Origin of the sequence: Mesorhizobium sp. WSM2561 (assembly GCF_000513915.1) — a bacterium.
GTDB classification, from domain to species: Bacteria; Pseudomonadota; Alphaproteobacteria; order Rhizobiales; family Rhizobiaceae; genus Mesorhizobium; species Mesorhizobium muleiense.
This window is the reverse complement of sequence record NZ_AZUX01000004.1, coordinates 34720-57564: the sequence shown is the minus strand read 5'-3', so window position 1 is coordinate 57564 and position 22845 is coordinate 34720. Positions and strand designations below refer to the sequence as shown.

At 64.6% G+C, this 22845-nt stretch carries 19 protein-coding genes; 9 read left to right on the top strand and 10 right to left on the bottom strand.

Going from position 1 to position 22845, the window contains the following annotated elements; translation table 11 throughout:
• The first annotated feature begins 92 nt into the window (after positions 1 to 92).
• The 7 genes from M727_RS0106745 (at position 93) to M727_RS0106715 (ending at position 12501) form a co-directional block, all read left to right on the top strand.
• Positions 93 to 2672 carry a PAS domain-containing sensor histidine kinase gene (locus M727_RS0106745; protein WP_027152035.1) on the top strand — a complete coding sequence of 860 codons (2580 nt, stop codon included), beginning with the start codon at positions 93 to 95 and terminating at the stop codon, positions 2670 to 2672.
• 8 nt (positions 2673 to 2680) lie between these two features.
• Positions 2681 to 4192: a tRNA (adenosine(37)-N6)-threonylcarbamoyltransferase complex ATPase subunit type 1 TsaE gene (tsaE, locus tag M727_RS0106740; RefSeq protein ID WP_027152034.1), complete on the top strand. Its 1512-nt coding sequence runs from the start codon at positions 2681 to 2683 to the stop codon at positions 4190 to 4192.
• A complete protein-coding gene (locus M727_RS35960) occupies positions 4189 to 4959 on the top strand; it encodes a nucleotidyltransferase family protein (RefSeq protein ID WP_084646657.1) in 771 nt (256 codons plus the stop codon). The genes tsaE and M727_RS35960 overlap by 4 nt, the downstream gene beginning before the upstream one ends.
• Complete coding sequence (addB, locus tag M727_RS0106730) at positions 4956 to 8084, top strand: double-strand break repair protein AddB (protein WP_027152033.1); 3129 nt, start codon at positions 4956 to 4958, stop codon at positions 8082 to 8084. Before M727_RS35960 ends, addB begins: the two co-directional genes overlap by 4 nt.
• Positions 8081 to 11590 (top strand): double-strand break repair helicase AddA, encoded by a 3510-nt coding sequence (gene addA / locus M727_RS0106725; RefSeq protein ID WP_027152032.1) that lies wholly within the window; start codon positions 8081 to 8083, stop codon positions 11588 to 11590. Before addB ends, addA begins: the two co-directional genes overlap by 4 nt.
• An 88-nt stretch (positions 11591 to 11678) precedes the next feature.
• On the top strand, positions 11679 to 12002 hold the full coding sequence (trxA, locus tag M727_RS0106720; protein WP_027152031.1) for a thioredoxin: 324 nt from the start codon (positions 11679 to 11681) through the stop codon (positions 12000 to 12002).
• 217 nt (positions 12003 to 12219) lie between these two features.
• A complete protein-coding gene (locus M727_RS0106715; RefSeq protein WP_023796896.1) occupies positions 12220 to 12501 on the top strand; it encodes a cupin domain-containing protein in 282 nt (93 codons plus the stop codon).
• Between the two features lie 37 nt (positions 12502 to 12538).
• Here the strand turns inward: M727_RS0106715 and M727_RS0106710 are convergent, their stop codons facing one another.
• The 6 genes from M727_RS0106710 to M727_RS0106685 all read right to left on the bottom strand — a co-directional run bounded on the left by M727_RS0106710 (position 12539) and on the right by M727_RS0106685 (position 18220).
• Positions 12539 to 12958, bottom strand: coding sequence for a VOC family protein (locus M727_RS0106710; RefSeq protein ID WP_027152030.1), 420 nt, complete (start codon positions 12956 to 12958; stop codon positions 12539 to 12541).
• Between the two features lie 61 nt (positions 12959 to 13019).
• Entirely contained in the window at positions 13020 to 14345 is a 1326-nt protein-coding gene (locus M727_RS0106705) for a folylpolyglutamate synthase/dihydrofolate synthase family protein (protein WP_027152029.1), read from the bottom strand.
• A gap of 126 nt (positions 14346 to 14471) precedes the next feature.
• Positions 14472 to 15398: an acetyl-CoA carboxylase, carboxyltransferase subunit beta gene (gene accD, locus M727_RS0106700; protein ID WP_027152028.1), complete on the bottom strand. Its 927-nt coding sequence runs from the start codon at positions 15396 to 15398 to the stop codon at positions 14472 to 14474.
• A 36-nt stretch (positions 15399 to 15434) separates the two neighbouring features.
• A complete protein-coding gene (gene trpA, locus M727_RS0106695; protein WP_027152027.1) occupies positions 15435 to 16274 on the bottom strand; it encodes a tryptophan synthase subunit alpha in 840 nt (279 codons plus the stop codon).
• 2 nt (positions 16275 to 16276) lie between these two features.
• On the bottom strand, positions 16277 to 17527 hold the full coding sequence (trpB, locus tag M727_RS0106690; protein ID WP_027152026.1) for a tryptophan synthase subunit beta: 1251 nt from the start codon (positions 17525 to 17527) through the stop codon (positions 16277 to 16279).
• 33 nt (positions 17528 to 17560) lie between these two features.
• A complete protein-coding gene (locus M727_RS0106685) occupies positions 17561 to 18220 on the bottom strand; it encodes a phosphoribosylanthranilate isomerase (protein WP_027152025.1) in 660 nt (219 codons plus the stop codon).
• A gap of 140 nt (positions 18221 to 18360) precedes the next feature.
• On the opposite strand from M727_RS0106685, the gene M727_RS0106680 reads away from it, so the two are divergent.
• Positions 18361 to 18579: a hypothetical protein gene (locus M727_RS0106680; protein WP_027152024.1), complete on the top strand. Its 219-nt coding sequence runs from the start codon at positions 18361 to 18363 to the stop codon at positions 18577 to 18579.
• An 88-nt stretch (positions 18580 to 18667) separates the two neighbouring features.
• Here M727_RS0106680 and M727_RS0106675 read toward each other — a convergent pair whose 3' ends face one another.
• The 4 genes from M727_RS0106675 to M727_RS0106660 form a co-directional block, all read right to left on the bottom strand.
• The gene (locus M727_RS0106675; protein ID WP_027152023.1) at positions 18668 to 19426 is read right to left on the bottom strand and encodes a M48 family metallopeptidase; all 759 of its coding nucleotides are present in this window, start codon (positions 19424 to 19426) and stop codon (positions 18668 to 18670) included.
• 104 nt (positions 19427 to 19530) lie between these two features.
• Positions 19531 to 20001 carry a DUF2852 domain-containing protein gene (locus tag M727_RS0106670; protein ID WP_023796888.1) on the bottom strand — a complete coding sequence of 157 codons (471 nt, stop codon included), beginning with the start codon at positions 19999 to 20001 and terminating at the stop codon, positions 19531 to 19533.
• 117 nt (positions 20002 to 20118) lie between these two features.
• Complete coding sequence (locus M727_RS0106665; RefSeq protein ID WP_027152022.1) at positions 20119 to 21261, bottom strand: benzoate/H(+) symporter BenE family transporter; 1143 nt, start codon at positions 21259 to 21261, stop codon at positions 20119 to 20121.
• A 3-nt stretch (positions 21262 to 21264) separates the two neighbouring features.
• Positions 21265 to 22041, bottom strand: coding sequence for an alpha/beta hydrolase (locus tag M727_RS0106660; protein ID WP_027152021.1), 777 nt, complete (start codon positions 22039 to 22041; stop codon positions 21265 to 21267).
• Positions 22042 to 22253: 212 nt separating this feature from the next.
• Here M727_RS0106660 and infC point away from each other — a divergent pair, with 212 nt between their 5' ends.
• A complete protein-coding gene (gene infC, locus M727_RS0106655; protein WP_077374810.1) occupies positions 22254 to 22790 on the top strand; it encodes a translation initiation factor IF-3 in 537 nt (178 codons plus the stop codon).
• Positions 22791 to 22845 lie beyond the last annotated feature (55 nt).

The following is a 22845-nucleotide window of genomic DNA, read 5'->3' as shown; positions in this document are numbered from 1 at the left end:
AAGCGCTATGGTGCTGATTCGCGGACCCGGGGACGAGGGCCGAGGCCCGCATCAGGGCGGTCTTGCATTCAGGCGGCGAAGAGGACCAGGACATGCCGGGGGATTACCCGCCTTGCGCGGGACAGGCCGTTTCCGGCGGCCACAACGATATGGTGACCACGGGTTCCGCTGCCAGAGGCGGAAGCCTCTTATGGCGCGCTGGCGCCCGCGTCGTAAACTTGCTTGCTTCTTCCGCGCTCGCCGGCCCGCTGCTTGGCCTTTCGGCACATGCTGGACCGGCTGCTGCATCCCAAGCGGCTGCGCCCAAAGCCGGGCTGTCGGTCAGCACGGTCGAGGTCATGCAACTCGCCATGTTTGTCGGCGTCATGGGCGCGGCACTTGTCTCGGCCATTTTCCTGATCCGCGAACGGGCGCGCACCTCGGCCCAGAATGGCGAACTCAGAACCCGCTTGGCCGACGTCAACGCTGCGCTGCAGCGCTCCGAGGCGCTGCTCAACCTGCGCGACCAGCGTGTCGTCGTATGGGCATCGGAAAACAAAAAGCCCGAGCTCGTCGGGACATTGCCGGTTGAAAGCGGGGCTCCGGAAGACCGTGCCGCCTTCCTCGCCTTTGGCCGTTGGCTGATGCCGCGCTCGGCGGCGGCGCTCGAGAATGCCGTGGCGGGACTGCGGGAAAAGGCGAAGCCGTTCGATCTGGTCATCGAATCGCAGGCCGGGGCGCCGCTCGAAGTGCACGGCCGCAAGAGCGCAGCACACGTGCTCGTCCGCTTCGTCTCGCTTTCTGAAGCGCAGCGAAGCGAGGCCAAGCTAAGAATCGAGAACCAGCGCCTTGCCGCCGACTATGACACCATGCTCGGTCTTTTCAACGCACTCAGCATGCCAGCCTGGCTGCGCTCGGCGGACGGGCGGCTGAAATGGGTCAACCGCGCCTATGCCAGGGCGGTCGAGGCGGAAAACGCCGAAGCTGCGGTTCGCGACGCGAAGGAGTTCCTGGGCGGCCAAGCGCGCGATGCGATCGCTGCGCAGCACAAGTCGCATCCCGTCTTCGAGCAGGCGCTTTCCACCGTGATCGAAGGCGACCGCCGCATGTTCGCCGTGACCGACTTCGCCGGGGCGGACGGCTCGGCGGGTCTCGCCTGCGACACCAGCGCCATCGAAACGATCCGTAGCGAATATGAGCGGACCGTGCGCAGCCATGCCGACACGCTCGACCAGCTCAACACCGCCGTGGCGATTTTCGATACCGACGAAAAACTGCGGTTTTTCAACCAGGCGTTTCAGAAACTATGGGGTCTCGACAGCGGCTTCCTGCACAGCGCTCCGGACAACGCCTTGTTGCTCGACCGGCTGCGCAGCGAAGGCAAGATCGCCGAGCAGCCCGAATGGCGGCGCTGGAAGGAAAGCCTGCTTGGCGCCTATCGCGCGGTCGAGTCGCAGGAACATTGGTGGCATTTGCCGGACGGCAAGACCATCCGCGTCGTCGCCAATCCGCAGCCCAAAGGTGGCGTCACCTGGGTGTTCGAGAACCTGACCGAGAAGATGGACCTTGAAAGCCGCTACCAGACCGCGGTGCGGGTCCAGGGCGAAACGCTCGACAATCTTGCCGAAGGCGTAGCCGTGTTCGGCCCCGACGGCAGGCTCAGATTGTCGAACCCTGCATTCGCAGCACTTTGGGGGCTCGACGCCGATGCCGCCAAGCCCAACGTTCACGTCTCCACGATCCGCGATCTGTGCGACCGGCGCGCCGCCGACAGCCCCTGGCGCGGGTTCGTTGCCGCCGTCACCGGTTTCGACGACGAGCGCCGCGACCGCCACGGCCAGACCGAGCTGAACAACGGCACCGTGCTGCGCTACGCGATGATCCCGCTGCCCAACGGGCAGGTGATGATGACCTTCGTCGACGTCACCGACAGCGTCAATGTCGAGCGGGCGCTGAAGGACAAGAATGAGGCACTGGAAAAATCCGACCAGCTCAAGAACGAGTTTGTGCAGCACGTCTCCTACGAGCTGCGCTCGCCGCTGACCAACATCATCGGCTTCACCGAGCTGCTTTCGCTGCCCTCGACCGGGCCATTGAACCAGAAGCAGAGCGAATATGTCGAGCATGTCAGCTCGTCTTCCTCGGTCCTGCTCACCATCGTCAACGACATCCTCGACCTGGCGACCGTGGATGCCGGCATCATGGAACTCGATATCTCCGAAGTTCACGTCGACCGGACCATCGCTGCCGCTGCCGAGCTTGTTGCCGACCGGCTGGAGGAGCATGCGATCAGGCTCAAGATCGATGCGACCACTGCGCCAAAGACGTTCCACGGCGACGAAATCCGCATCCGCCAGATACTCTACAACCTGCTGAGCAATGCCGCGAACTACGCACCGGAGGCGAGCACCATCACGCTCGCCTGCCGCTCGCTTGCCGAAGGCGTGGAATTCTCCGTTCACGACGATGGTCCCGGCATGCCGCCGGACCTGCTCGATTCCGTGTTCCGTCGTTTCGAACCGCGCACCAATGGCGGCCGCCGGCGCGGCCCCGGCCTCGGCCTGTCGATCGTCAAGAGCTTTGTCGAGCTGCATGGCGGCAGTGTCCGCATCGAAACCGGCAAGGACATCGGCACCACCGTCATTTGTGCCTTTCCCGACACGCCGTCCGGCATCCGCGCGGCGGCCGAGTAGCGCGTTCGATGGCAGGCATGGTGCTGGAGCGTTTTCTCGCCGACGAGGCTGCGACCGCAAGGCTGGGCGAGGATCTGGCCATGTCGCTGCGCCCCGGCGACGTGCTGGCTCTCAGAGGCGATCTCGGCGCCGGCAAGTCGAGTTTGGCGCGGGCGCTGATCAGGGCAATGACCGACGATGCCGGTCTCGACGTGCCGAGCCCGACCTTCACGCTGGTCCAGAGCTATGAGGCGCGCGTCCCCGTCCATCATTTCGACCTCTATCGCCTGTCCGCGGCGTCCGAACTTGACGAACTGGGTTTCGACGGGGCGCTGGCGCAAGGCGCTGCCCTGGTCGAATGGCCGGAACGGGCAGAGGCCTATTTGCCAAAAACTGCGGTGCTGATCGACCTCGTCCATCAGGACGACGGACGCCTGGCGAGATTGTCGGGACAAGGCGCTGCCTTCGAGCGCGCGGCGCGCTCGCTGGCCATGCGCAATTTTCTCGAAACAGCCGGCTGGGGTGAAGCGCAGAGACGCTATTTTATCGGCGACGCCTCGGCCCGCTCCTATGAGGTCGTCTCGCTGGCCGGCCTGCCGCCGCGCGTGTTGATGAACTCGCCGCGGCTGGTGCTCGGGCCGCCGGTCCGCGACGGCAAGCCCTATGCGGTGATCGCCCACACCGCACAATCCGTCGCGGCCTTCGTCGCCATCGATCGGGCATTGCGGGCCGGCGGCGTCAGCGCCCCGGAAATCCACGCGCAGGACCTGGACCAGGGCTTTCTTCTCATGGAGCATCTCGGCTCGGAGGGATTTCTCGGCCAGCACGGTCAGCCGCTGGCGGAGCGCTACGCGGCGGCGGCCGAACTGCTGGCGATGATGCATGGCAAGACGTGGCCCGATCGCATCAAGGTCGCGCCCGGCGTCTTTCACGATGTGCCGCCTTTCGACCGCGACGCCATGATGATCGAAGCCGAATTGCTGCTCGACTGGTATGTGCCGGCAATCACAGGCGGCCCGGCAAGCGATGCCTTGCGCGCCGGCTATACCAAGCAATGGAACGCGGTCCTCGACCGGCTAGAGGGGCGCGAATACACGCTCATGCTGCGCGACTTTCATTCGCCGAACATCATCTGGCGCGGCAATCGTACCGGTCACGATCGCCTTGGCATCGTCGATGTCCAGGACGCGCTGATCGGCCCTTCCGCCTACGATCTCGCCTCTTTCGCCATGGATGCGCGGGTTACGATCTCGCCTGAGATCGAGCGACGGACGCTCGATGCCTATATCGCCGCGCGCCATAAGGCCGGTGCTTTTAACGAAGACGAATTCGTCGAGACCTATGCGATCATGGCGGCGCAGCGCAATTCGAAGATCCTCGGCATTTTCGTCAGGCTCGAAAAGCGGGACGGCAAGCCCTATTATCTGAAACACCTGCCGCGCATTCGCGATTATCTCCGGCGGGCGCTGGCGCATCCGGCACTGGCCGGCCTGCGGGATTTCTATACCGCCCAAGGGCTGCTGGAGGAGCGGCCGCTGTGACGACACGCCCCAAAACCGCAATGGTGCTTGCCGCCGGGCTGGGAAAGCGCATGCGGCCAATCACCGACACAATGCCGAAACCGCTTGTCAGGATATCAGGCAAGACGTTGCTCGACTGGAGCCTGGACAGCCTGGCCCGTGCCGGCGTCGACAAGGCCATCGTCAACGTCCATTACTTTCCCGAGCAGATCGTCGCCCACGTCGCCGCGCGCCGCGCGCCGCGGGTCGTTATTTCCGACGAAAGCGAAACACTGCTCGATTCCGCCGGCGGTATCGTCCATGCTTTGCCGGAACTGGGAGGGGCTCCCTTTTACATCGTCAACGCCGACACTTTCTGGATCGACAGCGGCGTGCCCAACCTTGCCCGCCTCGCCCTTGCATGGGACGCGGCGAAAATGGATATTCTGCTGATGCTCGCGGATTCCCAGTCAGCAACCGGACACAGCGGCGGCACCGATTTCCTGATGGCGCCGGACGGAGCCTTGCGGCGTTCGAAAGGCGACCCGACAGGCCTGATCTATGCCGGCGCGGCGATCGTCCATCCCAGGCTTTTCAAGGATGCGCCGGCCGGGCCGCATTCGCTCAACGCCTATTTCGATGCGGCCACCGCAGCCGACCGCCTGTACGGCATGGTGATGCACGGCCATTGGATCACCGTCGGCACGCCCGACGCCATTCCGCTTGCGGAAGCGGCCGTTGCCACCGCTCTTGCTGAGGCGCCCGGCACTCTCACCGAGTTGACCAGCGCTCTCACCGAGTTGAAATGAGCGGCTCCCGCCGCGTTTTCTCGATCCCGCCCGGAGCGCCGTTTCTGCCGACGCTGGCCGAGGCCCTGCTGTCAGGGCGGCTCGTTTCCGGTTTCCGCTTCGACGGCGACCCGCTGGCGCTGGCCGACGCCACCATCTACGTGCCGACGCGCCGCGCCGCGCGGGCGCTGCGCGGCGTCTTCGTCGACTGTCTGGGTGGCCGCTCGGCGATCCTGCCGGTCGTCCGCCCGCTCGGCGAGTTCGACGAGGACGAGGCCGCGTTCGAGGCCGACGCATCGGCCGCCATCGACCTCGCGCCGCCGATCGCCGCGATCGAGCGCCTGCTGCTGCTGGCGCCGCTGGTGCGCGCCTGGAAACGCCGCCTGCCGGCGCATGTCGCGGCACTTTTCGACGAGGAGATCGTTGTGCCGGCGTCGGCCGCCGATGCCATCTGGCTGGCGCGCGACCTGGCCCGGCTGATGGACGAGATCGAGACGGATGGCACGGACTGGACCAGGCTCGCCGATCTGGTGACCGGCAACCTCGCCGGCTGGTGGCAAGTGACGCTCGACTTCCTGAGCATCGTCACCGAAAACTGGCCGAATCTCCTCGAGGAACGCAATCGCTCCAACCCGGCCGCGCATCGCAATGCACTGATAAGGCTGGAAGCGGCGCGGCTGAAGCGCAATCCGCCGACCGGGCCGGTGATCGCCGCCGGCTCCACCGGGTCCATTCCCGCCACCGCCGAACTGCTTGCGGTGATCGCCGGCCTGCCCAGCGGTGCCGTCGTGCTGCCCGGCCTCGACCTGATGCTGGATGAGCCGTCATTCCAGGCAATTGCGGTGCCCGGCGCGCGGCCGGCCTTGCTTGGCCACCCGCAATACGGCCTGGCAAAACTGATCGGCAAGATCGGTGTGCTGCGCGGCGATGTCGAGGAGATCGCCGTTGCCGAAAGGCCGCTCGCGCTGCGCGCCGCACTTGTCGGCGAGGCGCTGCGGCCGGCGGAGACCACCGAGCTGTGGGTCGAGACGCGCGCCCGCTTTACGACCGGCGATATTACCGCGGCCTTCGCCGAGGTGACGCTGCTCGAAGCCGCCGGCGAGCGCGACGAAGCAGTGGCGATCGCCGTCGCGCTCAGACGCGCCGTCGAACAGCCCGGCCAGCGCGCCGCGCTCGTCACCGGCGACCGCGCCCTGGCGCGGCGCGTTTCGGTCGAGTTGTTGCGGTTTGGTGTCGTCGCCGACGATTCGGGCGGCACACCGCTCATCAACACGCCAGCCGCCGGCCTGCTCAGACTGGCGCTTCAGGCGGCGTTCCGCCCCGGCGATCCCGTGGCCCTGCTGTCGCTGCTCAAGCACCCGCTGCTTGGCCTCGGTCTGGAACGCACAAGCGTCCGTCACGCGGTGGAGATCGTCGAACTGGTGGCGCTGCGCGGCGGCACCGGCCGCCCCGACGTCGCATCGCTGCCGGAGCTCTTCGATGCCCGGCTCCTCGAATTCGACGATCGCGGCAATCGCCGCCCGCCCTTCTGGCGATCGCGGCTTTCGGTCAGGCGCATCGAAGAAGCCCGAGACCTGCTGATCCGGTTAACCGCCGCGCTTGCGCCGCTGGTTGCCTATCGCGACGAGGAGAATGCCGATCTTGCCACGCTTGTGCGGGCCAGCGTCGTCGCGCTCGAAGGTCTCGGCCGCTCCGCGGGTGGCAGTCTGAGCGAACTCTATGCCGACGACGCCGGTGAAAAACTCGCCGAGCTCTTGCGCGGGCTGGTCGCTGCCTCGGCGTCGTTCTCCTTCGCGGCCGACGAATGGCCCGACGTGATGGAGGCGCTGATCGCACCCGAGACGGTCAAGCCGGCACAAGGCACCGACAGGAACATCGCCATTTGGGGTGCGCTGGAAGCCCGGCTGCAGAACGTCGACACGCTGGTCGTCGGCGGGCTCAACGAAGGCGTGTGGCCGCGCAAGCCGGAAAGCGACCGCTTCATGTCCCGGCTGATGAAGACCGGCATCGATCTCGAGCCGCCCGAACGGCGCATCGGCCTGGCCGCCCATGATTTCCAGATGGCGATGGGGGCGAAGAAAGTGGTGCTGGCGCGCTCTGCCCGCTCCGGCGACGCGCCGGCAGTGCCGTCGCGCTGGCTGCAGCGCCTCCTGACCTTCATCGGCAAGGACAATGCGGCGGTGCTTCGCCGGCGCGGTGATGAAATCGTGTCCTGGGCCCGTGCGCTTGATGCCGGCGAAAGAAGAGACTTCGCGCCTCGGCCGCAGCCGAAGCCACCGCTGGATGTGCGGCCGCAACATTTCTCGGTCACCGAGATCGAAACGCTGCGCCGCGACCCTTACGCGATCTATGCCAGGAGGATCCTCCGCCTGATGCCGCTCGACCCGGTCATCCGCGACCCGGGTGCTGCCGAACGCGGCACGCTGTTTCACGCCATCCTGCATCTCTTTTCGCGGACCGTGGCCGATCCGCTTGTGCCGGAGGCGCTGGACGGTCTCATTGCCGCCGGCCGCGAATGCTTTGCCGAGGCGGCCCTTCCTCCCGATGTCGAGGCGGTGTGGTGGCCGCGCTTCGAAAAGCTCGCCGCCGGCATCATCGAATGGGAACGCGGCCGCGCCTTCGCCGTGACAATGCGGCATGCCGAGGAGCGCGCCGAGAAAACCGGCGTCGGCCAGTCCGGCGTGACGCTGTCCGGCTATGCCGATCGCGTCGATCTCCTGGCCGGCGGCATGGCCGACATCCTGGATTACAAGACCGGCTCCTCGCCGTCGAAGGCGCAGGCTCATACGCTGCTTTCGCCGCAACTGGCGCTCGAAGGCGCGCTGCTCAGGCGCGGCGCCTTCAAGGGGCTTGGCGCGCGCGAGCCGTCGCAGCTGGCCTTCATCAGGCTGAAGCCCGACGGCGAGGTGTTCGAGGAATCCATCCTCGAATACAACCGCAAGCCGCGAACCGCCGCAGACCTCGCCGAGGAAGCCTGGGCGCGGCTCGAAAAACTGCTGATCCACTATGCCAACCCGGCGACCGGATACCTGTCGCGGGCGTTGCCGTTCCGCGAGGGCGAGACCGACGGCGACTACGACCATCTCGCCCGCGTGCTCGAATGGTCTGCCGGCGGCGACGCCGACGACGAGGGAGGGGAGGCATGAAGAAGGCCTATCCCATCCCGACCGATACCGCCGTCAGCCAGGCAAGCGCCTCAAACCCGCAAAATTCCGCCTGGGTGTCGGCCAACGCCGGATCGGGCAAAACCCATGTGCTGGCCCAGCGCGTCATCCGTCTTCTGCTGCGTGGCACCGATCCGTCGAAGATACTGTGCCTGACCTACACCCGCGCCGCCGCCGCCAACATGTCGAACAGGGTGTTTTCGACATTGTCGGAATGGACGGCGCTTGGCGACGCAGAACTGGCGACAAGGATAGAGTCGCTGGACGGTCGCCAGCCCGATCGCGAAACCATGCGCCGCGCCCGCCGGCTGTTCGCCGAGGCGCTGGAGACGCCCGGCGGGCTGAAGATCCAGACCATCCACGCCTTCTGCGAATCGGTGCTGCACCAGTTCCCGCTGGAGGCCAACATACCGGCCCATTTCGAAATGCTCGATCCGCAGATGGAGGCGTCGCTCTTCTCCGCCGCCCGCCGCGACATGATCTCGGGCACGGCCGCCGGCGATGCGGGGCTGGCCGAGGCTTTCGCCACCATTCTGGAACGCGGCGGCGAACATGGGCTCGATGCCTTGCTGGCCGAAATCGTGCGCAAGCGCGACGGTCTGCGCGCCTTCATCAGCGCGGCCGGCGGCGATGGTTTTCAGGCGCTGTTCGACGAGTTCAGGTTTCGCGCCGGCCAGACCGCCGAAGGCCTGGCGGCGTCCGTCTGGCCGCTGCCGGGCTTCCTGCCGGACTATTTCATCACCTTTGCCCGCGCTGCCGAAGACGCCGATGCCCGCTTCGTGCTCAACAACGTTCTGCCCTATGCGCGTCTTGCCTTCGCCGAGGATGATCCGGTTCGCCGGCTGCATCTGCTGGCAAAAGCCTTCCTGCGAACCGATGGCAAGCCTTATGAGCCGGCAAAAACGTTCAAGGCGTTGCTCGACCGGCTGCCGGATCTTGCCGAGCGCTATCTGTCAGCGGTCGATGCTATTCTCGAAATCTCCGACCGACTGGCCTTGTTCAGGATGCTGGAGGGCACACGTGCGGCGCTGACCATCGCCGACTGGCTGATCGCCCGCTACGAGCACCTGAAGCGCGCCCGCGGCTTCCTCGATTTCAACGACCTCATCACCCGAACTGTCAATCTCCTGGCGCGGCCCGACGCCGGCCCCTGGGTGCAATACAAGCTCGACCAGGGCATCGACCATATCCTGCTCGACGAGGCGCAGGACACCAGTCCCGACCAGTGGGAGGTGGTGAAGCGACTGGCCGAGGAATTCTTTGCCGGGCTCGGCGCACGCGACAATGTTCACCGCACGGTGTTCGCCGTCGGCGACGAAAAACAGTCGATCTATTCCTTTCAAGGAGCGGCGCCCGACTCCTTCGCCGACTCAAGGCTGCTGTTTTCCGCAAAAGTGCGCGACGCCAAAGCCGCCTTCGCCGATCTCAAGCTGACCTGGTCGTTCCGCTCGACCGAAGACGTGCTTGCGGCGGTGGACCGTGTCTTTGCCGACCCGCTCGTGCGGCGCGGCATCAGCCACGATCCCGACCCGCTGACCCACAAGGCGATCCGCAGCGATGCGCCGGGCTATGTCGAGGTCTGGCCGTCGATCGGCGCCGACGTCGTCGATGAGCCCGACGACTGGACGCAAGCCGTCGACCACGCCCATGCGCCGGCGGTGCGTGTTGCCGAAAACGTCGCGGCAACCATTGCCGGCTGGATCGGCGGCGGCGAGGTCATCGAAGGTCGCGGCAAGACGCTTCGGCCCGGCGACGTGCTGGTGCTGGTGCGCAAGCGCGATCGTTTCGTCCATGCGCTGACGCGCGCACTGAAGCGCCGCGACATCCCGGTCGCCGGCGCCGACCGCCTCAGCCTGCCCGGTCATATCGCGGTCAAGGACCTGATCGCGCTCGGCCACTTTCTTGTCCAGCCCGAGGACGATCTGTCGCTCGCCGCCGTGCTGCGCAGCCCGATGTTCGACGTTTCGGAAGAGATGCTTTTCGCGCTCGCCGGCGTCCGGCCGTCCGGCCTCTCGCTGATCGCATCGCTCAGGCAGCAGGCAGGCGAAAGCGCCGCCTTGGCCGCAATCGTCGCCCAACTCGACACATGGTCCGATGAAGCCGCATTCAGGCCGGTGTTCGAATTCTATGCTGGGGCTCTCGCCCGCGACGGCTTGCGCAAGAAAATGATCGCGCGGCTCGGGCCGGAAGCCGGCGACATCCTCGACGAATTCCTGAGCTTCTGCCTGGCCGAGGAGCGGACCGGCCTACCGGGGCTGGAATCCTTCCTGTCGACGCTGGAGAATGCCGGCCCCGAGATCAAGCGCGAAATGGACCAGACCCGCGACGAGGTTCGCGTCATGACCGTGCATGCCGCCAAGGGCCTTGAGGCGCCCGTCGTGTTCCTGGTCGATGGTGGCTCGGCGCCGTTCAGCGATCAGCATCTGCCGCGACTGATGCCGTTCGATGGCTCGGGCCAACACTGGGACGGCAAGGGCTATCTCTGGCGTTCGGCCGGCGATGTCGCCAATGGCTTTTCGCGGGCCGCTTCGGTCCGCGCGCGCGAACTGGCCGACGACGAATACCGCCGGCTGCTCTATGTCGGCATGACCCGCGCCGAGGACCAGCTGATCGTCTGCGGCTATCACGGCAAGCGGGTGCCGAATGCCGGCACCTGGCACTCGATCGTCAGCCGGGCGCTGGTCGGCGCGCCCGAAAGCATCGAGCGGCAGCATCCCGCCACCGGCGAGACCGTGCATCGCTTTCACGTGACAAAATTGCCGCCGGTCGCACAGGCGGCCGCCGAAGCGGCGCGGCAGGCGCGACAGTTCGAGCCGTTGCCGAAGAGCCTGTTCCAGCCCTTGCCGCCCTTCGAGGATCTGCCGCGGCCGCTGTCGCCGTCCGGCGCCTCGGCGCTGATCGATGAGGCCAGGCAAGCCGTAGTCGACACCGGCTCGCCGGTGCTGGACACCGAGGCAGAACCTGGCTTTGCAGTGATGCGGGGGCTGGCGCTGCACAAATTGCTGCAGATGCTGCCCGGCATTGCCGAGACCGAACGCCGCGATGCCGCGGAGCGCTACCTCAAGCGCGCTGGCGCGCGATGGCCTGAAACCGAGCGCGACAAGGCCTTGGCTTCAGTGGCGGCGATCCTTGCCGACAGCCGCTTCGATCAGCTGTTTGCGCCGAACTCACGCGCTGAGGTCGCGGTCATGGGCAGCCTGGAGGTCAAGGGCAAGCTGCGCTCGATCTCCGGCAAGATCGACCGGCTGGCGGTGGCATCAGGCAAGGTGTCGATCGTCGACTACAAGACCAACCGGCCGGCGCCTGCAACTCTGTCGGACGTTCCTCCGGCCTATGTCCTGCAACTCGCGCTCTATCGCGCGCTGCTCCAGCCGCTTTATCCCGGGCATGAGGTCTCGGCGGCGCTGCTGTTCACTGAGGCGCCACGATTGATCGAGCTGCCGCCGGCGGCGATGGATGACGCCCTTGCCCGACTCACGGGAGCGTGACACAACAGCTGCTTGAAGAAGGGCGCGATCACCACCACATTTGGTGCGACAATAACTCTCGGACAATAACTCTCGAAAGGATTTTCGCATGGCCACCGTCAAGGTCGACAAGAGCAATTTCCAGACCGATGTGCTAGACGCCAAGGAGCCGGTCGTCGTCGATTTCTGGGCGGAATGGTGCGGCCCCTGCAAGATGATCGCGCCGGCGCTGGAAGACATCGCCATCGAACTCGGCAGCAAGGTCAAGATCGCCAAGCTCAACATCGACGAGAATCCCGAGCTGGCCGCGCAGTTCGGTGTGCGCTCGATCCCGACGCTGATGATCTTCAAGGGCGGCGAAATGGCCGACATGAAGGTCGGCGCCGCGCCGAAGACGGCGCTGTCGCACTGGATCAACGGCAATCTCGCCTGATCCGGCGGAAATCCGCAGACAAGCCCGGCCCTCGCGCCGGGCTTTTTCGCGGCGTCATCTACAGTGCCGCGCGTCCTCCTGGACGCGCGAAGGACGTTGCAGCGCTTGATCCGACCCAGAAGATCGATTCGGATTTTCTGGGTCATGCGGCTGGTCCGCCGTGGCACTCGCCACTTGCCGGCCCATGTTCTTGTCTGGCTTAAAGCAGGAGAACGACATGACCGGATCCGCCAAGGCCACCGTCTTCATCGACAATGAGCGCGTCATCGTCACCGAATACCGCTTCGCGCCGGGCGACAATACCGGCTGGCACCGCCATGGCCATGATTATGTCGTCGTGCCGCTGATGGACGGCAAGCTCAAGCTCCTGACCAAGGACGGCGAATCCTTCGCCGAAATGAAGAAGGGGGCGCCCTATTTCCGCAAGGAGGGCGTGGAGCATGACGTCATCAATGCCAATGAGGGCGAGTATGCCTTCATCGAGATTGAGCTGAAGTAGTCCCACCGAGACCGTCTCCGCCATAGGCGTGAGGCGATCACCAATCCGCGATACGATCGCCTCCGACGAACTGCGCACTTTTCTCTGTGTATTCAAACAGTTCTATCTTCACGTTGTTAGGATCGCGAATCCACGCCTGGTAGGTATCATCGCATGCGTGTTTCTTTGACGTGACATCAACGCCTTTCGCTCTTACGTGGGCGATCGCGGCGTCAAGGTTTTCCACTTCAAGGCAGAAGTGGTTGATCTGGTTCAAGTCGCTATAGCTGGCCCCGTCTTTCTGGAACACCTCGACGTGGCTGCGGCTGCCGCAATTGAGGTAAAAACCGAAAATCTTGCCGTCGCGCAGGAAGTTGAACTGGGTGTCCATGCCGAGGACGTCCCGATAGAAGCTTCGCGTCACTTCGAGATCATCCGCGAAGATGCAAACGTGAGCGAGCTGCTTTACCTTGATCATGACTGGCTCCTCGTGGTGATTTGACGAAGTCCGTCATCATGGCCTGGTGAACCAGCGCCGCTCAAACCGGCGGCGTGCCGTTTTCAGCCAGCACCGCGCCGGCCAGATAGAGCGAGCCGCTGATCAGGATGCGCGGCGGCGGTCCGTCCCACGTGTCGCGCAGCAGCATCAGCGCATTGGCGACGGAGCTCACCGGTTCGGCCGACAGGCCGGCTTCGACGGCGCGGATCGCCAGTTCGTCATTCGGCACACTGGCCTCGCTGAGGCTCACCGGCACCGTGTAGACATGCCGCACCAGGCCCTTGAAGGCGCGGAAATAGCCGCTCTGGTCCTTGGTGTTGATCATGCCGCAAATCAGGAACAGCGGCCGCGGGTTTTTTTCCTCCTGCTCGGCCAATGCCTCGGCGACGACCACGCCGGCGCCGGGATTGTGGCCGCCGTCGAGCCAGATGTCGGCGCCCTTTGGCGCCAGTTCCGTCAGCCTGCCTTGCGGCAATTTCTGCATCCGCCCCGGCCAGGTGACATTGGCCATCGCCTTGTCGGCGACGCGATGGCTGATCTCGAAACCTGCCGACTTGACCGCCGCAATCGCCGCCGCCGCATTGGCGAACTGGTGGCGCCCTGGCAGGCGCGGTGGCGACAGGTCCATCAGCCCGTCTTCGTCCTGATAGACCATCCGGCCGTTTTCCTCGAAGGCGAGGAAATCCTGGCCATAGACGAAGGCGGGACAGTCGAGCCGCTCGGCGGTTTCGATAAGCACCTGAAGCGCCGTTTCGCTCTCTTGCGCGCCGATGACCACCGGGCAATCGCCCTTGATGATGCCAGCCTTTTCGGCTGCGATCAGTTCGACACGGTCACCGAGAAAGGATTCGTGGTCGAGCGAGACCGGCATGATCACCGACACCGCCGGTTCCTTGATGACATTGGTGGCATCAAAGCGGCCGCCAAGGCCGACCTCGATGATGACTGCATCTGCCGGATGTTCGGAAAACAGCAGGAAGGTGACGGCGGTGAGGATCTCGAAGACGGTGATCTTCTGGCCTTCATTGGCCTTGGCGACGCGGGCGATGGCATCGGCGAAGACCTCGTCCTCGACCAGCCTGCCGCCGCCGTCGGCGGCCAGCCGATAGCGCTCATGCCAGTTCACCAGATGTGGCGATGTGTGGACATGGACGCGGTGGCCGGCCGCTTCGAGCAGCGCCCGCGAAAACGCGGCGCAGGAGCCCTTGCCGTTGGTGCCGGCGATGTGGATGACCGGCGGCAGATGGTCCTGCGGATTGCCAAGCCGCTGCAGCAGCCGCGAAATGCGGTCGAGCGAAAGATCGAAGCCCTTCGGATGAAGCGACATCAGGCTTTCGATTTCGCGGTCGGCGGCAAGCGTGCTCATGGGAGAATCCTAGCGCATGACCCCGAAAAATCGAAATCGATTTTCGGAAAGGAGTCATGCGTGAAATCAAGATGCTACAGCGCCACAGATGGCGCGCAATCGCGGTTCGCGACGACGGATGTCGCGTCAGGCTTGCGGGCGTGCTTCCGCCGGCACCGCCACCGGCGGCAGGATTTCCGGTTCCAGCGGCTTTTCTTCTTCCGGCAGCTTGAGCAGCATTTTCAGGAGCCGTGCGATCGTCTGGCGCATCTCCAGCCGCGACACCACCAAATCGACCATGCCGTGCTCCATCAGATACTCGGAGCGCTGGAAGCCGTCGGGCAGCTTTTCCCTGATCGTCTGCTCGATGACGCGCGGCCCGGCGAAGCCGATCAGCGCGCCGGGCTCGGCGATGTGCACGTCGCCCAGCATGGCGTAGGAGGCAGTGACGCCGCCGGTAGTCGGGTTGGTCAGAACGACGATATAGGGAAGACCGGCTTCCTTCAGCCGATCGACGCCGATCGTGGTTCTCGGCAATTGCATGAGCGACAGGATGCCCTCCTGCATGCGGGCGCCGCCGGAGGCCGCGAACAGGATCAGCGGCCGCTTGCGTTGCACTGCGACCTCGAAGCCACGAACGATGGCGTCGCCGGCGGCCATGCCGAGCGAGCCGCCCATGAAGGCGAAGTCCTGCACGGTCACCACCACCGGCAGGCCTTCGACGGTGCCCAGCGCATTGATGATCGCGTCCTCCAGCCCGGTCTTGGCCTTGGCGTCCTTCAGCCGGTCGGTGTAGCGCTTCTCGTCGCGGAATTTCAGCGGATCCTGCACCACCTTGGGGTTTTCGAGCATCTCGTACTTGCCGTCGTCCATGAAGAATCTCAGCCGCTCCCTGGCCGAGATCTTCATGTGATGGCCGGAGGACGGGATGACGAACTGGTTCTGCTCCAGATCCTTGTGGAAGACCATCTCGCCGGTCTCCGGATCCTTGATCCAGAGGTTTTCAGGCATGTCGGTGCGCCGGCCGAGCATCGAATTGATCTTCGGTCGAACGTAGTTGGTGATCCAGTTCATCGCTTCGGCTCCTGTCCTGACGAAGAGGTAGGACTGCTATTCGGCGGCAGCAAGGCGGGCCGCGCGCACGCCTTGCGAAAGCCCGCTGACCAGCGTGGCGACCGCCTCGGCCGGGTCGGCGGTCTTTTCGCCCTTCGGCCCCAGAACATTGGCGACCGCATTGACGATCGCAGTGCCGACGACGACGCCGTCGGCCGACGCTCCGATGATGCGGGCCTGCTCGGCGGTCTTGACGCCGAAGCCGACGCAGACCGGCAGGTCGGTATGGCCCTTGATGCGCCTGACCGCCGCCGCCACCTTGCCGGTGTCGGCAAGCGCCGAGCCGGTGATGCCGGTCATCGACACGTAATAGACGAAGCCGGAGGTGTTCTGCAGCACCTTGGGCAGGCGCTTGTCGTCGGTGGTCGGCGTCGCCAGCCGGATGAAATTGATGCCGGCCTTCAGCGCCGGAATGCACAGCTCCTCATCCATTTCCGGCGGCAGGTCGACGACGATCAGCCCGTCTATGCCGCTGGCCAGCGCATCCCCGAGGAAGCGGTCGACGCCGTGGATGTAGATCGGATTGTAGTAGCCCATCAAAACGATCGGCGTTTCATTGTCGGCGGCACGGAATTCCGACGCCATCTTCAGCGTCTTGACCAGCGTCTGCCCGCCTTTCAGCGCGCGCAGGCCGGCCGCCTGGATCGCCGGGCCGTCGGCCATCGGATCGGAAAACGGCATGCCGAGCTCGATGATGTCGCTGCCGGCGCCGGGCAATGCCTTCATGATCGACAGCGAGGTGTCGTAGTCTGGGTCACCACCCATGAAATAGGTGACGAGTGCCGGGCGCCCTTCGGCCTTCAGCTTGGCCATGCGACGGTCGATGCGGGTGGTCATGATCAGATCTCCATGCCCAGCATATTGGCCACCGTATGCACGTCCTTGTCGCCGCGGCCGGACAGGTTGACGATGACGATCTGGTCCTTGTCCATGGCCGGCACGATCTTCACCGCATGCGCGATGGCGTGGGCGGATTCGAGCGCCGGAATGATGCCTTCGACGCGCGTCGTCAACTGGAACGCCTCCAGCGCCTCGTCGTCGAGAACAGGCACATAGTCGACGCGGCCACTGTCGCGCAGCCAGGAATGCTCCGGCCCGACGCCGGGATAGTCGAGGCCGGCCGAGATCGAATGCCCGTCCATGATCTGCCCGTCGGCGTTCTGCAGGAGATAGGTGCGGTTGCCGTGCAGCACACCGGGCGCGCCGGCGTTCATCGAGGCGCAATGCTCGATGCCGTCGAGGCCGCGGCCACCGGCCTCGATGCCGATGATCTTTACGCTGCGGTCGTCGAGGAACGGGTGAAAAAGGCCGATGGCGTTGGAGCCGCCGCCGACGGCGGCGATGATGGTGTCCGGCAGCCGGCCTTCCTGCTCGAGGATCTGGGCGCGCGCCTCGATGCCGATCACCGACTGGAAGTCGCGCACCAGCTCGGGATAGGGGTGCGGGCCGGCGGCGGTGCCGATCAGGTAGTAGGTATCCTCGACATTGGTCACCCAATCCCGGAGAGCTTCGTTCATGGCGTCCTTCAACGTGCCGTGGCCAGCGCTCACCGGCCGCACCTCGGCGCCGAGCAGCTTCATGCGGAAGACGTTCGGGCTTTGCCGGGCGACGTCGGTGGCACCCATATAGACGACGCACGGAAAGCCGAAACGCGCCGCCACGGTGGCCGACGCCACGCCGTGCTGGCCGGCGCCGGTCTCGGCGATGATGCGTTTCTTACCCATGCGCTTGGCCAGCAGGATCTGGCCGAGGCAGTTGTTGATCTTGTGCGAGCCGGTGTGGTTCAGATCCTCGCGCTTGAAATAGACCTTTGCGCCGCCCCCGAGGCCCTTAGCCGCGGAAACCTCGCGAAGATGCCTGGTCAGGCCTTCGGCGAAATAAAGCTTCGACGGCCGCCCGGCATAGTGGGTCGAAAGGTCAGTCAGTTCGGCCTTGAAATCCGCATCGTCCTTGACCTCGTTCCAGTGCCGCTCGAGGTCGAGGATCAGCGGCATCAATGTTTCGGCAACGAAACGACCGCCGAAGATGCCGAACATGCCCTGCTCGTCGGGTCCGGTGCGGAAGGAATTGGGTATCGCCGGCTTGTTCATCGCCGATCTCCTAGCTTGTGGTTTGAAGCACGGTCAGGCGGCGCGGCTGTCGCGTGCTGCCTTGACGGCCTGGAAAAACTGTTCGATCAGCGCCGGATCCTTGACGCCCGGCGCGCTTTCCACGCCTGAGGAAATGTCTAGTCCGGGCGGGTTGGCAAGCCGAAAGGCATCGCCGATGTTGGCGGCGTTGAGCCCACCGGAAAGCATGTAATCGACGCCTGCGTCAAGGCCGGCCAGAAGTCGCCAGTCGAAAGCAATGCCGTTGCCGCCCGGCAGTTGCGAACCCTTCGGCGGCTTGGCGTCGAACAAGAAACGGTCGGCAATGCCGACGAAGGGTCTTGTCCGCTCCAGGTCGGCAGTATCGCTGACCGGCAGCGCCTTCATCACCGGCAGGCCATAGCGGGCCTTGATCTCGGCCACCCGCTCCGGCGTTTCCGAGCCATGCAGCTGCAGCATGTCGGGCTGCATTTTTTCGACGATTTCATCCAGAAACGCATCGCCGGCGTCGACCGTCACGGCAACCGCCTTGGCCTTGCCGATTGCCGCTTCGCGCAAGCGGCCGGCTTCCGCCGGCTCGATATAGCGCGGGCTTTTGGCAAAGAAAATAAAGCCGACATGACTGGCGCCGCCGGCCAATGCCGCGGCCAATGCCTTGTCGGTCTTCAGTCCGCATATCTTGATGTCGAGCGCCATGACGCGGGGATTGGCACGAAACGGCAAAAGAGTCGAGAAAAAGCGCATGTTTGCCACCGGCGCGGAACGCGCTACCTTCCTAAGACAAGAGAGCGGAACGGGCTACTTACTTCAGATAATACCGACGGGAGCAAACAAGCATGGCAGACCATACCGTCGCCCAACTCAGGCAAAAAGTCGCGCAGGCTCGCGAGGTCATCGCCCATCTGATGGACAAGGCCGCCTTCAACGGCGCCGAGGCACACCGCGCGCTCGACTATTTTGGCAGCAATGCCTTCAAGAAGGACTTCCTGCCATGGCCGCGCCATACCGACGAAGGCTTGCGGCCGGAGGAGTTGAATGCGGCGAATGACGACTGAGCAGCAGTGCAGAACCTATTGATGCCGGCGGGACAGAGGGGGTGCGAAGGATCGCTACAGTTTTTATTCCGCTCCGCCTTCAAGCATCCTACTCGAACATGATCGCTTGCAGCGCGCCGCCATTGCGCTTGAGCCAGTCCTTGCAGCGCTCGGTGTCGGGGCAGAGCTGCTCACACAGTTTCCAAAATTTCGGGCCGTGGTTCATCTCCTTGAGATGCGCCACCTCATGCGCGACGAGGTAGTTTATGACCGGTCGCGGCGCCATCATGATGCGCCAGGAGAACGACAGGTTGCCGTCCGACGTGCATGACCCCCAGCGGCTCGACGTGTCCTTGAAGCGGATTGCCTTGGCGCGCTTGCCGATCGTCCCGGTGTGCCTGACCACCAACCGCTCGATCTCGCGCTTGGCCTCGCGCTTGAGGAAATCGGCGATGCGGCGCGGCAGGTGCACGCGCTCGCCATGCACGATCATCAGCGGACCGCGTTCGTCGCACGACAGCGTGACGGTACCGCGTTTCGAGGGCTCATGAACGATGCGATGCGGCACGCCGCGCACCGGTATTTTGATGCCGGGCCGCACCTGCGGCCTGTTGGGCACCTTGGCCAGCCGCTGCTCCAGCCAGTCTTGATGGCGGTCAAGGAATTTTTCCACCTCGCCTCGCCGCAGGCCCGGTGGCACGGTGATGCGCAGGCCCCGGCCACCGGAATCGATGCGCAGCGTCAATCGCCGCGCCCGGTCGCTCTCGACGATCTTGAGCGGCAGCGTGCGGCCGGCAACACAATGCTCCCGCTCCACGACGGGGGCGGGCCTGGGTTTGGTCAGGTTGCGGAAGAAGCCGAATGACATGGCCGGGACGATACGTGATTCGAGGAAAACGAATAGAACAAAAAAGAAACGGCGCCGCTGACGCGACGCCGTTTTTGATTATTATTTATGTCGAGGCAAGTGCCTTACTCGTCAAGCAGGCCTGGCGTGGATTTGCCACCGCCGGTTGTGGGCCCGCCGGTTGTGGGTGACGTCGACTTGTTGCGGTTCGCCATGAAACGGTCGAACTCTTCCTGGTCCTTGGCGCGACGCAATTCCCTGGCGTATTCGTCGAACTCGCTCAGCATCTCGTCGAGCTTGCGGCGCTCTTCATTGAGCCGCTCGAGTTCTTTTTCGCGCCAGTCGTCGAAAGCGACGTTGCCGGTGCGGGCGGAGCCGTGGCCCCAGCGCGCCGCTTTGTCGGAACCGCGGCGGCAGCCGGCGAAGATGCCGTCGGTCGCGCGGTTGACGTCGCGCTTGAAGCCGTCAAGCCGGTCGCCCCAGATGATGTAGGCGAGCATGGCGAGGCCGAGCGGCCAGAACACCATAAAACCGATCACCATCAGAGCGATGGTCGCCGGCGTCCAGGCCGGACGGATCAATGCAGATGTGTTCATTTTCTCCCAATCCTTCAGTTGGAGACAGCCAATCCCGGCTGCGTGGAATCGAAATGGGATGAGAAAAACGGCGATTCAAGACAGTGTCGGCCAAAACCGGACAAGCGTTTGAAATGATTATCGCTTTTTGAGCGTTTCAAGGAAAAGGACGACCAGGCCCGCAATCAGCCCCCAGAACGCCGCACCGACGCCGAACAGCGTCAGCCCCGAGGCGGTGACGGCAAAGGTGACGGTAGCGGCCATGCGTTCGCCGTCTTCCTTCAAGGCGATCGACAGCGCGTTGGCGAGCGGCGCCATCAGCGCCAGTCCGGCGACCAGCACGATCAGGCTCTGCGGCAGCACGGCAAAGATCGCCACCAGCGAGGCGCCGAAAATGGCGAAGACGAGGTAGGCAAGCGCGTAGAAGGGACCGGTCTTCCAGCGCTCGCCCGGATCGGGATGCACGTCGGGGCCGGTGCAGATCGCCGCCGAGATCGCCGCCAGATTGGTGGTCGAGGCCCCGAATGGCGCCGACAGCAGCGAAAGCAGGCCGGTGACCCCGATCAGCGGGCCGGGTTCCGGGTGGTAGCCCGCGGCCCTCAGCACGGCGAGGCCGGACAGGTTCTGCGAGGCCATGGTGACGAGATAAAGCGGCAGCGCCAGGCCGACGATCGCCGTGACGGTGAACTGCGGCGCAATCAGCGTCAATGTCGAAAGTTCCGGGGTCGGCAGACCACCGACCCGGCCGGTGAGGAAGGCGGCTGCGCCGCCGCCGATCAGCACCGCCAGCACCGAGAGCGCCGGATTGAACAGGCGGATGACAAAGAAGGCGGCGATCAGCGGCAGGACCAGCCACGGGTCGACGGGAATCGCCTTCACAGCATTGATGGCGAAGGTGACGACGATGCCGGCGAGCATGCCCGACGCGACCGAGGCCGGTATCCTGGCGATCAGCTTGGTCAAAGGCCTGAACAGGCCGGTGGCAATCAGCAAAATCCCGGTGACGATGAAGGCGCCGACGGCCTCGCCGATCGAAAAGCCGCTCGATGCCGCGATCAGCGCCACCCCCGGGGTCGACCATGCGGCGATGACCGGCATCCTGGTGCGCCACGACAGCCACAGGCTCTCGATCGCCATGGCGAGGCAGATCGCCGTCACCCAGCTCGCGGTTTCGACCTGCGTCGCGCCGACCGCCTTGGCGGCGGCGATGACGATGGCCAACGTGCCGCCGAAGCCGACGATCGCTGCGACGAAGGCGGATACCGGAATGGAAATGCGCATGTCCTAGCCTGCCTGCCGCACGATGGCATCGACCGCCCGCACCAGCATGTCGAGATCCTGAGGCCGCGACAGGCGGTGGTCGCCGTCGGGGATCAGCGACAGCGTGACGTCGTCGGCCGGCAGCAGGCCGACCAGTTTCAGCGCATGGCTCGGCGGCACGTCGGCATCGGCCAGCCCTTGCAATATGTGGACGGGGCAGTGGGTGTCGATCGGCCCGGTCAGTACCCGGTTGTTGCGGCCGTCCTCGATCAGCGCTCGGGTGTAGATGTAAGGCTCGGCCGAATAGTCCGACGGCTCCTCGAAAAAACCTTTTTTGGCAAGATCGCGCTTCTGCGCTTTGGTCAGCGCCGGCTCGACCAACTCGGCGGTGAAATCCGGCGCCGGCGCTAGAAGCACCAGACCGGCGATGCGGTTCTCGCCTGGCGTGTGCAATTCCTGGCGCAATTCCTGGACCATGCGCAGCGCGATCCATGCGCCCATCGAGGAGCCGACCAGGATTTGCCTGCCTTGCGTGAAATGATTGAAGACGGCGAGACTTTGCGAAAGCCAGTTCGAGACGGTGCCGTCGGCAAAGGCGCCGCCCGATTCGCCGTGACCGGAATAGTCGTGGCGCAGGAAAGCCCGGCCTTGCCCGCTCGCCCATTCCGCCAGCTTCTCGGCCTTGGTGCCCAGCATGTCCGACTTGTAGCCGCCGAGCCAGACAATGCCTGGCGCGGCACCCGCAGCGCGCCTGACAGCGATGCTGGTTCCGTCGACGTCGAGAAAAACCGGTGCGGTCATGGCTCACTCCTCACGCAGGTCTTTTGACACAGCGGACGGTTCCACGAAAAGTGCTCGGCAACTTTCTTCGTTTGGTGCAGGCAGAAGTCAGGGAACAGGTGATTTCCTGTGAGCGCTGTGCTATTGACTCCGGCCGCGCGCTCACCACATTGGCGCGTTCGCAATTCTGAATTGAAAACCCCTTAACGAAACGGCTCAAGGAGACCACGACCATTCGCAGACCTTTCAAAGCAACGGCGCCCACCAAGGAGGGCCCGCGCTCCAACCGTGACATCCGGGTTCCCCGGGTCCAGCTTATCGACGCCGAAGGCCACAACCATGGCGATGTCTCCATCAACGACGCATTGCTGCTCGCCGAAGAGGCTGGGCTCGATCTGGTCGAGATATCGCCCAACGCAGTGCCGCCCGTCGTAAAAATTCTCGATCTTGGCAAGCTGAAATACGCCAACCAGAAGAAGGCGGCTGAGGCGCGCAAGAACCAGAAGGTCATCGAGATCAAAGAGATCAAGATGCGCCCGAACATCGACAGCCATGACTACGAGACCAAGATGAAAGCGGTCCGGCGGTTTTTCGAGGAAGGTGACAAGGTCAAGCTGACATTGCGCTTTCGCGGCCGCGAGATGGCGCATATGGAACTCGGCATGCAGCTTTTGAACAAGGTTCGCGAGGAAGTTGCACCGATCGCCAAAGTCGAAGCTGAACCGAAGCTCGAAGGCCGCCAGATGATGATGGTGCTGGCGCCCCGCTAAGCGATTCCGCTAAAGCGGTCCCGTCAAAGCAAAGGCCGCTTCGGCGGCCTTTTGT